Annotated in this window: 11 protein-coding genes and 1 tRNA gene; 2 read left to right on the forward strand and 10 right to left on the reverse strand. The window is 28.7% G+C overall.

The window, feature by feature from the left end:
- Nucleotides 1–20: 20 nt before the first annotated feature.
- The 4 genes from L6653_RS04175 to L6653_RS04190 form a co-directional block, all read right to left on the reverse strand.
- Nucleotides 21–308, reverse strand: coding sequence for a thioredoxin domain-containing protein (locus L6653_RS04175; RefSeq protein WP_236785640.1), 288 nt, complete (start codon nt 306–308; stop codon nt 21–23).
- Nucleotides 299–2,017 carry a proline--tRNA ligase gene (locus L6653_RS04180; protein WP_236785641.1) on the reverse strand — a complete coding sequence of 573 codons (1,719 nt, stop codon included), beginning with the start codon at nt 2,015–2,017 and terminating at the stop codon, nt 299–301. Before L6653_RS04180 ends, L6653_RS04175 begins: the two co-directional genes overlap by 10 nt.
- A gap of 66 nt (nt 2,018–2,083) precedes the next feature.
- Entirely contained in the window at nt 2,084–2,575 is a 492-nt protein-coding gene (locus L6653_RS04185) for a PTS sugar transporter subunit IIA (protein ID WP_236785642.1), read from the reverse strand.
- 3 nt (nt 2,576–2,578) lie between these two features.
- Nucleotides 2,579–4,666 carry a Tex-like N-terminal domain-containing protein gene (locus tag L6653_RS04190; protein WP_236785643.1) on the reverse strand — a complete coding sequence of 696 codons (2,088 nt, stop codon included), beginning with the start codon at nt 4,664–4,666 and terminating at the stop codon, nt 2,579–2,581.
- Between the two features lie 274 nt (nt 4,667–4,940).
- Between L6653_RS04190 and L6653_RS04195 the strand changes: the two genes are divergently transcribed.
- Nucleotides 4,941–5,432, forward strand: a complete 492-nt coding sequence (locus L6653_RS04195) for a DUF5301 domain-containing protein (RefSeq protein ID WP_236785644.1) — start codon at nt 4,941–4,943, stop codon at nt 5,430–5,432.
- A 132-nt stretch (nt 5,433–5,564) separates the two neighbouring features.
- Here L6653_RS04195 and L6653_RS04200 read toward each other — a convergent pair whose 3' ends face one another.
- Nucleotides 5,565–6,731, reverse strand: coding sequence for a hypothetical protein (locus tag L6653_RS04200; protein ID WP_236785645.1), 1,167 nt, complete (start codon nt 6,729–6,731; stop codon nt 5,565–5,567).
- A gap of 95 nt (nt 6,732–6,826) precedes the next feature.
- Between L6653_RS04200 and L6653_RS04205 the strand changes: the two genes are divergently transcribed.
- Nucleotides 6,827–6,902: transfer RNA gene (locus L6653_RS04205), tRNA-Thr, on the forward strand.
- 75 nt (nt 6,903–6,977) lie between these two features.
- On the opposite strand, the gene mtaB is transcribed toward L6653_RS04205, so the two are convergent.
- From mtaB to hrcA, 5 genes are all read right to left on the reverse strand, one after another.
- Nucleotides 6,978–8,276 carry a tRNA (N(6)-L-threonylcarbamoyladenosine(37)-C(2))-methylthiotransferase MtaB gene (gene mtaB, locus L6653_RS04210; protein WP_236785646.1) on the reverse strand — a complete coding sequence of 433 codons (1,299 nt, stop codon included), beginning with the start codon at nt 8,274–8,276 and terminating at the stop codon, nt 6,978–6,980.
- Nucleotides 8,276–9,388: a molecular chaperone DnaJ gene (gene dnaJ / locus L6653_RS04215; RefSeq protein WP_236785647.1), complete on the reverse strand. Its 1,113-nt coding sequence runs from the start codon at nt 9,386–9,388 to the stop codon at nt 8,276–8,278. The genes mtaB and dnaJ overlap by 1 nt, the downstream gene beginning before the upstream one ends.
- 188 nt (nt 9,389–9,576) lie before the next feature.
- Complete coding sequence (gene dnaK, locus L6653_RS04220) at nt 9,577–11,397, reverse strand: molecular chaperone DnaK (RefSeq protein ID WP_236785648.1); 1,821 nt, start codon at nt 11,395–11,397, stop codon at nt 9,577–9,579.
- A gap of 12 nt (nt 11,398–11,409) precedes the next feature.
- The gene (gene grpE / locus L6653_RS04225; protein ID WP_236785649.1) at nt 11,410–11,958 is read right to left on the reverse strand and encodes a nucleotide exchange factor GrpE; all 549 of its coding nucleotides are present in this window, start codon (nt 11,956–11,958) and stop codon (nt 11,410–11,412) included.
- A gap of 17 nt (nt 11,959–11,975) precedes the next feature.
- Nucleotides 11,976–12,974 carry a heat-inducible transcriptional repressor HrcA gene (hrcA, locus tag L6653_RS04230; RefSeq protein WP_236785650.1) on the reverse strand — a complete coding sequence of 333 codons (999 nt, stop codon included), beginning with the start codon at nt 12,972–12,974 and terminating at the stop codon, nt 11,976–11,978.
- Between the last annotated feature and the right edge of the window lie 44 nt (nt 12,975–13,018).

Raw genomic sequence — 13,018 nt, forward strand, 5'->3', positions numbered from 1 at the left:
ATTCACTCCTTAAATATTTCTTAATTATTTATCGTAAAATCATTTTTCTCTAGACTATCTTTGCTAATAGAAACTAAAGAAGGTATTTGATTAATACCCAATTTCTTCATTAATTCCCCATTTTTATCAACATCTATAATTATTTTTCCTATATTTTTGTATGAGTCTTCTTCCTCTTTTAAAAATTCTTTTTTCATATTTTGAGAAAAATTTGACCAATTTGCATGAAATAGGGCAATTATTTTTTTATTATCTAGTAAAATATTTTCCAAAAATTCTTTTGAAATTTTATAATCAACTATTTGCATAAGTCTTCTTTTATTGAGCTTATTATTTTTTCAATAGCTTCATCAGTTGTCATTTTTAAATTTTCCATATCTGATCTTTTTGAAAATTCTACTATATCATCTTTGGCATCTTTTCCTACTGTAATCCTATAAGGAACTCCAACAAGGTCTCTGTCGTTAAATTTAACTCCAGCTCTTTCTTTCCTATCGTCAAGCATTACTTCTATGCCTTGATTTAATAATTCATTATAAATTTTTTCTGCTATTTCTTTTTGTTCTTCTTTATTTTTATTTACAAGGGTTATCCAAGCTTCAAATGGTGCAACTTTTGTTGGCCAAATTATTCCATTATCATCATAATGTTGCTCGATTATTGCTGAAATTGATCTTGTAATTCCAATTCCATATGATCCCATTATAAATGGTTTTTGTTTTCCATTTTCATCTAAGAAATAAGCTTCAAGACTTTCTGAATATTTGGTTCCCAATTGGAAGATATTTCCAACTTCTATTCCACGAGCAATTTGAAGTTTTTCTTTTCCATCAAGAGAAAGGTCTCCTTCTTTTGCTGTCAATAAATCACTGGCTACCTCACCATCAAAATCTCTTTTGTAATTTGCATTTATATAGTGGTGGTCAGTTTTATTTGATCCAATTACTAAGTTTTTATATCTTGTAATAGATTTATCAACAATTACTCTTACATCTTCTTTTAAATCTTTTGGTCCTGTAAAGCCTGGCTCAGCTCCTGTGATTTTTCTGATTGTTTCATCATCCATCATTTCGATTTCGTGTTCTGGAACTTTTAAATATGAAATTAATTTTGCCATATTTAATTCCCTATCTCCAGGAACAATAACAAGTACTGGTTCACCTTGGACTAATAAATCAACAGCTTTTGCACATTTATTTTTATCTATTTTTAGAAAATTAGAAACTTCTTCGATTGTTTTTGCATCTTTTGTTTCTACTAATTCTAAATCTTTTTCTTCTTCATTTTCATCAATTTCAAGGAAAAATTTTGCAGATTCATCGGTAGCTGCGTAATTTGAATTTTCCGTATAGAAAATTTCTCCTTCACCTGTTTCTGCAAGGGCCATAAATTCATGGCTTGTATTTCCGCCCATTGCTCCTGAATCACCTTCTACGATTTTATAATCAAGATCTAGTGCGTCAAAAACTTCTACATAAGCATCCCACATCTTTTGGTAGGATTTTTCTAAGCCCTCCATATCAACATCGAATGAATATGCATCTTTCATTATAAAATCTCTTGACCTATTTATTCCAAATCTTGGTCTTTTTTCATCCCTAAATTTTGAAACTATTTGGTATAAATTTAATGGAAGTTGCTTGTAAGAATTTATTTCATCTTTGATTAAAGTTGTAAATTGTTCTTCAGCTGTTGGTCCTAGGCAATATTCCCTGTCGTGTCTATCTTTTATTTTAAACATTTCAGGTCCAAAATTTTCCCATCTTCCAGATTTTTCCCAAATTTCTTTACTTTGTAAAACTGAAGTGGAAACTTCTATAGAATCATATTTTTCCATAGATTTTCTTACAATATTTTCTATTTTATTTATTACTCTCATGCCAAGTGGTAAGTAGGAATAGACTCCTGATGAAGTTTTTCTTATAAAAGCTCCCCTTACCAAAAGCTTGTGACTTTGTGTTTCTGCATCTTGAGGATCATCTCTTAATGTAGGCATATAATAGTTCGATAATCTCATTTATCCTCCAACTTTTTATAATTTTTTATCCTTAAAAATATTATCACAGTTAGTTTTTTTAATCAATTAATCTACGATTGTAACTGTTTGAACTTCTTCGCCACATTTTGCGTCAAAGTTTATTTCTGATAAAATATTTTCTTCAAGATTTGCAACTATGCAAGGTGTAATTATTGAAGGAACCTTATCTTTTATTTTTTCAATATCTACTGATAAAACCTTATCGCCATTATTTACCTTATCTCCAACTTTAACGTGTGGAGTAAAGCCTTCGCCTTTTAATTCTACAGTTTCAAGTCCAAAATGAACCAAAACTTCTAGCCCTTCTTCTGTTTTAATTCCAATTGCGTGATATCCATCTGGTTGAAGAGTAACTTCTCCACTAACTGGAGCAAATACTTCCCCTTCTTCTGGCATAACTGCAAAACCATCCCCAACCATTTTTTCAGCAAAAACTGGATCTGGAACTTCTTCTAATTTTACAACTTTTCCATTAACTGGATTTGCTATTGAAACTTTCTTTTCTATCTTTTTTTTCTTTTTAAAAAAATCAAACATAATTTACTCCTTTATATTTTTCATTGATAAACCGATTCTTTCTCTTTTTTTATCAATTTCAATTACTCTTACTCTTATTATATCAGAATTTGTAACAATCTCATTAGGATCTTTTATAAATTTGTCACTCATATTTGAAATATGGACAAGCCCGTCAATTCCTACTCCAATATCTACAAAGCAACCAAATTCTGTAATATTTCTAACGGTTCCTTCTAAAATATCTCCTTCATTGAGATCATCGATTGATAAAACTTCACTTTTTGTAACAACTTCTGGAAGCTCATCTCTAGGATCACGTCCTGGTTTTTTTAATTCTTCTATTATATCCTTTAAAGTTAATACCCCAACTTCAAGATCTTTTGCACATTTTTCTAAATTTATTTCATCTAAATTAAAATCTACAAGTTTTTTTGCTATTTTATAGCTTTCTGGATGGACGGCAGTATTATCCAAAAAATTTGGTGAATCAGGAAATCTCAAAAATCCTGCTGCCATCTTGTAAGTTTTATCACCAAGTCCTTTGACTTTTTTTAAATCACGTCTTTCTTTTATCTCACCATTTTTAAAATCTTCTTCTATTCTTTTTGCAAGATTTAAATTCAAACCTGAAACATAGGACAATAGTTTGTAAGAGGCATTATTTATATTTACACCAACTTCATTTACACTATCTTCCACAACTTTTGAAAGCTCTTCGTCCAATTTTTTTTGATTTATATCATGTTGATATTGACCAACACCCAAGTGTTTTGGATCAATTTTTACAAGCTCTGCCATTGGGTCTTGAAGCCTTCTCGCCATAGAAACTGCTCCTCTTATTGTTACATCAAGATCTGGAAATTCTTCTTCTCCAAGTTTTGATGCTGAATAAACTGAAGCTCCCGCCTCATTTACAATTGCATAAGAAACTCCATCAACTTCTTTTAATAATTTATTTACAACAATTTCAGTTTCCCTGCTTGCAGTTGCATTTCCCAAGGCGATTATATCTACTTGATATTTACTTATTAAATTTTTCAAAACTTCGATTGCTTCTTTTTCTTTAGAATGAGGTTTTACTGGATAAATTACTGCTTGATCCAAATATTTTCCATGCTTATCAATTACTGCAACCTTGCAACCAGTTCTAAAACCTGGATCAAGACCGATTATATTTTTATCTTTGATAGGTCTTTGTAAGATATATGGTTTTAAATTTTTTGAAAATACCTTAATTGATTCTTCTTCCGCTTTTTCGGTTAATTTATTTTTAATTTCTGTACTTATACCAGGAAGCAAAAGTCTTTTGTATGAATCTTCTATGGCTTTTTTTATCAAATCTTCTGTATAATCGTTATTTGATTTATAAAGATTTTTAATTAAAGTTAGGTTGTAAGCATCTGTAAATTCTAATTTTACAGTCAAATCACCATTTTTTTCTGCCCTATTTAAGGCTAAAATTTGAAAAGGTTTGAGATTTTTGATTTTTTCATTAAAACCGTAATAATTTTCATAAGTTAAATCTTCATCTTCCTTTTTTTCTGCCAAAATTCTTGCCCTAACAAGCCCATCTCTTCTTATTATATTTTTTGCCTCGATATTGTTTGCAACATCTTCTGCTAAAATATCCAAGGACTTGTTTATAGCATCAGCTTCGTCATCAATTCCTTCTTTTATGTATTTTTTTGCAAGAAGAAGTGCCTCTTTTTCATTTTGAGCCTTCATCAAAATTTCATCCAAAAGATCCATTAGACCAAGCTCTTTTGCCTTGTCAGCTCTTGTTTTTCTTTTTTTCTTAAAAGGAGCGTATATATCTTCAAGTTCAGTCAAAGTTTTGGCTTGGTCAATTTTTTCTTTTAACTCATCATCAAGTTTTTCTTGATTTTCTAAAGAAGATAGAATTTCTTCTTTTCTTTTTTCAAAATTTCTAAGCCTTGTTAGACCACTTTCAATATCTCTAATTTCAATATCTTTTAAATCACCCGTTTTTTCTTTTCTATACCTTGCAATGAAAGCAACAGTAGAGCCTTCATCAAGCAATTTTATAACTTCATCAATGCTATTTTGATTGATATTTAATTCATTGGAAAGAATTTTCGAAATTTCCATTATTACCTCGCTAACTTCATCTAAAATCACAAAAGGGACTCTTGAAAATTTATGAGCATTCATAGTTTTGTAAGAGCACCTTTAAAAATCATATATTTCATTAAATACAGATATACTATACCCTAATAGACCATTAATTCGAAAAATGAATATAATTTATTAAATTTATAAGGAATCATAAAAAAATAATACTTTTGTATTGAATTAGAATCTAGTATCATTAGTATATAAATATCTATATATTTTTATATGAAGTGTAAGGAGATATGAAGATATGAGTAAAAAGAAGAAATCATTTTTAATAATTACAACTATTCTAATCATAAGTATTAGTTTTATTTTAAAAAATAAAACTAATAATGGAAAAGTAAAAACACCTAGACCAGATGATATTAGTAGTATTACATTTATTAAAGTTATTGATAATAGAGGAATTAATAGAAGAAAGGTTTATAAAAAATCGCATATAAATAAATTTTTAAACACAATAAAAAATTCGGAAAGAACAAATAATGAAAGTATCTCAAATTTTCCTGATAAAAATGAATTTATTATAACCGCTTTTAAACTTAAAGAAGGTGGTTTTATTATAAGCTCAATTTATGAAGAAGATAATAGCATTTATTTTGAACAAGCTTTTAATAATATTTTTAAATTAAATTCTAACTATAATTTAGACTTACTATTAGAAATGATTTCCGAAGAAGAAAACAATAAAGAAGATATTTCAGTAAATATTGAAGATCTAACTGATAGTGATTTTTAAATATTATTTTAAGAAGTACAATTTTTTAAAATTAATCTCTTTTTCTATATTCAAATTTTTATGATTTTTATATAGAAATTTTCTAAGAATAAAAAGCCCTTGCAAATCATCAATAATTTGCACGGGCTTAAATTAATTTTCTGTTATATAATTTATTTTATATTTTGGGAAATTCATGGAAATTGTTCTTCCTTGAAATTTATCTCCAAAATCCCTATCAAGCTCATATAGGTTTGATGGGTCATAAAAAACAACCTTTGAATTCTTTGCTTTTTGTGGGATTAAATCAAGTTGAAATTTATATTTTGACCTATTATTTGAATAATCCAAAAGTAAATCTATAAATCTTCCATAATCATAGTCATTGTAATTTTCAAATTCCAAATCGACCTTAAACTCACTATCTTGCCTAATATCTGCAATACATTTATCAGATTTATAAGATTTTTTAACACCATCTGATAAATTTGTCAAAGAAATCATAGTAACAAGTTTGCTATTTTTATCATTAATTAAATTTATCAAATCAGTCTGATCCATCGTATCCTTAAAATCATCCAAATTTATAGGGTCAAATGAATTCTTATTAAGCTCTTCTTTGATATCATCCAAATTAAGTTTTCTAGTTTCTGTTTTATCAAAATCATCTTCGATTTTTTCTTCCTTTTTCAAAACTTTTCTATCAGAATTTTTGCTTTTTTGTGGAGAGTTTTTCCTAAAAGGAATATTTAAATCATCAAATCTCATCCTACCCTTATTCATTTTTACCTTATCAACTCTTTTGTAAGTATTAAATAAAGTTGTAAATACCATGAACAAAAAAGATAAACTTGTAAGTAAATGTAGGATATTTTTATAAATTCCCTCATCAGGATTAAACAAATTTAATACGAGCATCATCAAAAATGGAAGAGAACCCGTATAAGAAAAAAATCTTTTTATAGGATTATTTCCAGATTTTTCTTTTTTTATTGGGTCTTTATCTTTAAAAAGCTCCCTTTTTCTTTTTTCTTTCAAAAATCTTTTAATATTTTTATAGGCAAAAATAATAAATCCTAAAGCATAAAGTACATAAATTATTAACTTAATACTAGGATAATTCAAGTATATATTAAAAGGCAAGACCCTTAAAATCATATCAAATATAAAAGTCATAGCTAATAAAAACATACCAGCCTTTAATAAAATTTTTGATATCAAAAATAAAATAAGAAGACTAAGCAAGATAATTACAATTGCTAGAGGAAAATTTATTCTATTTAAAATATCAAATATTCTATCATAATTTAAATTATTCATATTACCACCTTTGAAATAATTATACCAAATAAAAAAGAAATTTAAAATCTATATATATTGAATAAAAAGCAAATTTTCGTATAATAATATCACAGGCTGGAATAGCTCAATCGGTAGAGCAATTGTATCGTAAACAAAAGGTTGCGGGTTCAAGTCCTGTTTCCAGCTCCAAACAAAAAGGCTCTTGCAAAATTATAAAAATTTATTAATTTTGTAAGAGCCTTTAAAGTTTAAATTTTAAAAAAATTATTCTACAATATCTCCAATTAAATAATCATCAATTCTTTGGGTGATTTTTACATTTTTTATTTCATTTATTTCAACATTATCTTTTGTATGAACTCTTAAATAATTTGTAGAATATCCTGATTTGTAGCCGTCAAGATCTGTTTTTGTTTCAAATAAAACTGATAAAGTTTTTCCAATTTGCTTATCTAAAAATTCATTAGAAATTTCTTTTTCAATTTTTGATAATTCCTTAGACCTTCTTTTTTTGATATTTCCATCAACTTGATTTTTCATACTAGCTGCCTTGGTCCCATCTCTTTTTGAATATTTGAAAAGATGAGTTTTTGAAAATTTTATATCATTTACAAATTTTTTAGTTTCCTCGTGATTTTTTTCGCTTTCATTTGGAAAACCAACAATTATATCTGTTGTAAGTCCTGCATTTGGAAAATATTCTCTGATTAAATCAACTTTTTGTTTGAAAACTTTAGTATCATATTTTCTATTCATAAGTTTTAAAACATCATCGGATCCAGATTGGAGGGATAAATGAAAATGATCACAGGCTTTTTTTGTATCTTTCATTCTTTGTAAAAACTCCCTATCAATATGTCTTGGTTCCATTGAAGAAAGTCTAATTCTTTCAATTCCATCAATTTTTGCAATGTGTTCAATTACATCTATTAATGAAATATCCAAATCAAAATCTTTTCCATAACTTGCAACATGAATTCCTGTTAATACAATTTCTTTATATCCGTTATCCCTAAGTCTTTTTGCCTCATCAATTATTGAAACCAAATCTCTTGATGCAATATTTCCTCTTGCATAAGGAATCAAACAATATGAACAATACATATTGCAACCGTCTTGAATTTTCATATAAGCACGGGTCATATCACTTTGATTTGAAATTTCCAAATCTTCAATGGCCTCTCCAATTGAAAATTCTTCCACATCTTCCATTTTTTTATCATTTTTGATGAAATTTTCGCAAAGATCAACAACTTCTTCTTTGTTACGAGATCCCAAAATTATATCTACGCCTTCAATACTTTTAACTTCTTCAGCCTTTACTTGTGAATAACAACCTATAACTGCAATTATGGCATCTTTATTTTCTTTTCTAGCCTTAGAAATTGTTTGTCTAGATTTACGATCACTCATATTTGTAACTGTACAAGTATTTATAACGTAAATATCAGCATTTTTTTCTTTTTTTTCAAAACCCCTTTTTTTGAATAATTCTTCAATTGCTTCTGATTCATATTGGTTTACCTTACAGCCTAGGGTTTTTATGTTAAATGTTTTTTTCATTAATCAAACAAATCCTTTAATTTTTCAAAAAAGTTCCTATCTTCTTTTACCTCATCGCCTGATATTTCAGAAAACTCTTTTAATTTTTCTTTTTGTTCTTTGGATAATTTTGTAGGTGTAATAACTTTTACATAGAAATAAAGGTCTCCTTGCCTTTTAAGCCTGTCTGATTTTATACCTTCATTTTTAATCCTAAACTTAGTGCCTGTTTGAGTTCCAGAAGGAATATGATATTCTTGGGTTGTTGTTAGAGTTGGCACATCAATATTTCCACCCAAAGCTGCTGTTACAAAAGAAATTGGCATTTCATAATATATATCAAGCCCATCTCTTTTAAATATATCATGCTCTTCTACTTTTAGAATTATATACAAATCACCATAAGATCCACCATTTTCTCCAGCATTTCCCTTTCCAACAACTCTCATTACAGAATCATTTTCAACACCGGATGGAATATCAATTTTTATTTTTTCATTTTTGATTTTTCTTCCTGTACCATGGCAATCTGGACATTTTTCTTCAATAATTTCACCGGTTCCGTGGCAATTATCACAAGTGGTTTGACGAGAAACTGTTCCAAATGGAGTTTTGCTAATATTATTTATCACACCAGATCCATTACACTTAGGGCAAGTTTTGATTTTGCTTTCATCTTTTGCACCTTTTCCATGACATGTTTCACACTCAACTTCCCTTCTCACTTGAATTTCCTTAGAAATTCCAAAAGCTGATTCTTGGAAAGTTAGTTTAACAACTTTTTGGATATCAGATCCCTTTCTTGGTCTTTTTCTGTTTTGACTTCTTCCTTGAGAAAAAATATCGCCAAATATATCTCCAAATATATCTCCAAATCCACCAAAATCACCAGAAAATCCTCCAGCTCCTCCATTTTCAAAGGCAGCTGATCCGTAGGTATCATATTGACGTTTTTTTTGCGGATCAGATAAGATTTCGTAGGCTTCAGAAATTTCTTTAAATTTTTCTTGAGCCTCTTCGTCATCTGGATTTAAGTCTGGATGGTATTTTTTTGCAAGTTTCCTATATTTTCTTTTCAATTCAGAATCAGTGACATTTTTGTCAACTTCTAATAATTCATATGGGTCTTTCATTTATCCTCCAATATAAAAAAAATAAATTATTGCTAATTTATTTGTCTATCTTAATTTATAATTTTATGTTTTTATCTAAGCTCAACTATTATACCACTTTGATAAAAAAATTAAATTATATTTTAAAATTTAAAATAAAAATAAAGAATAAGAAGCAGGGCTTCCTATTCTTTAAGTTTTATTTATTTTTATTCTTCGTCATCATCTACAACTTCATAATCTGCATCTACTACATCGTCGTCTGCTTTTCCAGCATTTTGTCCTTCTTGACTTGCTTGAGCATTTTTATACATTGCTTCACTCATTGAGTAGATTTCTTCTTGTAGAGCTTCTGTTTTTGCTTTGATATCTTCTGTATTGTCAGCTTTAATGCTCGCTTCAAGATCTTTGATTTTTTCTTCAATCTTATCTTTTTCGCTTCCTTCAATTTTTGCTTCTTCAAGAGTTTTTCTTGCTTGGTAAACTAATGATTCAGCATTGTTTTTAACTTCAATACTTTCTTTTTTCTTTTTATCATCTTCAGCAAATTTTTCAGCTTCTTTTACTTTTTTATCTATTTCTTCATCAGTTAAGTTTGTTGATGATGTGATAGTAATTTTTTGTTCTTTTCCACTTCCTTGGTCTTTTGCTGATACATTTACAATACCATTTGCATCGATATCAAATGTAACTTCAATTTGTGGAACTCCACGTCTTGCTGCAGGAATTCCTGTAAGTTGAAATCTACCAAGTGTGGTGTTATCTGCTGCCATTTCTCTTTCACCTTGTACAACGTGAATATCTACATCAGTTTGTCCGTCTGCAGCTGTTGTAAAGATTTGAGATTTTTTAGTTGGAATTGTTGTATTTCTTTCGATTAATTTTGTAGCAACTCCACCAAGAGTTTCAATTCCTAATGAAAGTGGTGTTACATCAAGAAGTAATAAATCTTTAACTTCTCCTGTTAAAACTCCACCTTGAATTGCAGCACCAAGTGCAACACATTCGTCTGGGTTTATATCTCTTTGTGGTTCTTTTCCAATTATATTTTTAACTAGATCTTGAACTGCAGGTATTCTTGATGATCCACCTACAAGTAAAACTTTTTCGATATCGCTTGATGATAGTGATGCATCTTTTAGGGCATCTTCAACTGGTTTTCTTGTTGCTTCAACTAAATCATGTGTCAATTCATCAAATTTTGCTCTTGTAACTGTCAAATCTAAGTGAACTGGTTGTCCATCTACTGCTGTAATAAATGGTAGATTTACATTTGTTGTTTTTGTTGATGATAATTCTTTTTTAGCTTTTTCTGCTGCATCTTTTAATCTTTGCATAGCTGTAAGATCTTTTGTTAAATCTACACCAGTTTCTTTTTTAAATTCAGCTGCTAGATATTCAACCAATCTATTATCAAAGTCATCTCCACCTAATTTATTATTTCCTCTTGTAGATAAAACTTCAAATACTCCATCGCCTACTTCTAGAATTGATACGTCGAATGTACCACCACCAAGGTCATAAACCATAATTTTTGCTTGGTCAGTTTCTTTATCCATTCCGTATGCAAGGGCTGCAGCTGTTGGTTCGTTTATAATTCTTTTTACATTTAAGCCTGCAATTTTTCCAGCGTCTTTTGTAGCTTGTCTTTGAGCATCTGTAAAGTAAGCAGGAACTGTTATTACTGCATCTGTTACTGTATCGTTTAAATATCCTTCTGCATCTGATTTTAATTTTTGTAAAATCATTGCTGAAACTTCTTCTGGTGTATAAGAATTTCCATCAATTTCATTTGTTTTATAATCAGATCCCATTTCTCTTTTTATTGATGAGATTGTTCTATCTGGATTTGTTATTGCTTGTCTTTTTGCAGTTTCTCCAACAAGTCTTTCTCCATCTTTTGTAAATGCTACAACTGATGGTGTTGTTCTATTACCCTCAGTATTTGGGATTATTGTTGAATCCCCACCTTCCATAACGGCAACTGCTGAGTTTGTTGTTCCTAAGTCAATTCCTATAATTTTTGCCATATAAATTTCCTCCTATTTTGCAACTTTAACCATACTTGGTCTTATAACTCTATCATTTAGTTTGTATCCTTTTTGATAGGTTTCTATAATATAATTTGATTTGAAATCTTCGTTTTCTTCTGTTTGAAAAGCGTGATGGAAGTTTGGATCAAATTCTACTCCATCTGATTCGATTTCTTCCAAGCCTTCTTTTTCCAAAACTTTCCAAAAAGAATCTCTTATCATTACGATTCCTTTTACAAAAGAATCTTCTTCATCTTGATCTTTAAGTGCTCTATCAAAATTATCTAAAACTGGTAAAAGTTCTTCGATTAAATTTGATGAAGCAAACTTTTTAAAATCAACTCTTGCTTTTTCTTCTCTTTTTTTGAAATTAGTAAAATCTGCCAATAGTCTTTGGTATTTTTCTTTATACTCATTATCATCGTCATTTGGCAATTCTTCTTCAACATTACCATCTTCATCAACTATTTCAGCATCAATTTCTTCTAATTCTTCTTCTATATTTTCATTTAAATCTTCTTCTTTTACATTTTCATCATGCTTTTTTTCATTGTCCACCTTAAACACCTACCTTATTATTTGCTAAGTAAATCTGATATTAGCTTGATGTCAGAAATAACTTCCTTATAATCAATTCTTGTAAGTCCTATTATTCCAATTTGGCCTACAATGTCTTTGTCATAATTAAAATGTGAAGTTATGATTGTATTATCTTTCAATTCATTTATCTCATTTTCATCACCAATAGTAATTTGTAATTCATTGTTGGAATTTTCAATCAATTCCCAAATTCTTTCCTTACTATCAAATATCTTAATAAACTCTTTAGCCTTAATTGGATCTTCAAATTCTTTGAAATTAAAGATATTGCCTAGTCCCTTTATAATCACTTCTTTAGTCAAATCGCTTAAAGAATCATTGTTGATTTTTTTCTCCAAAATATCCAACAAATTCTCATACTTCTTAAAGCCAGAATTTTTGATTTTTTCAAAAATTTTTGAAAGATCTTTTAAACTTTCTCCCTCAATATTTTGTTTTAAAGTTTTTGAAATTTCAAATAATTTCTCATCATCAATTTCTTCACTTATATAAATTCTATCGCTTATTAAACTTCCGTTATCATAAACAACAATAAACAAAAGCATATTGGGATCAATTTTTAAAAGTTCTAAATTAATTACCTTAGTAATATTGTTTCTTATGGTATAAGAAACGGCTGTAAGATTTGTCATTTTTGAAAGAAGTAGTGTTGCAGTCTCCACAATTTTTGAAACATTTCCATATCTTTTATCAAGAATTTTTTCTAAATTTTCATCTTCCTTTTCATTTAATGAATTTTCTAATAAATTATTTACATAAAGTCTGTAACCTTTATCGGATGGATATCTTCCTCCAGATGTGTGGGCCTTTTCCAAAAGTCCCATCTTTTCAAGAGTGCTCATCTCATTTCTAATTGTTGCAGACGAAATATCTAGTGAATATTCATTAAGCAATGAATTTGAACCAATAGGCTCTCCAAGATTAACGTATGAGTTTATAATGGAAAAGAGTATCATCTTCTTTCTCTCGTTCATTATTTTCACCTCATTTAGCACTCCAATTATCTGACTGCTAATTA

The sequence above is a fragment of the Anaerococcus ihuae genome (genome assembly GCF_928368155.1).
GTDB classification, from domain to species: domain Bacteria; phylum Bacillota; class Clostridia; order Tissierellales; family Peptoniphilaceae; genus Anaerococcus; species Anaerococcus ihuae.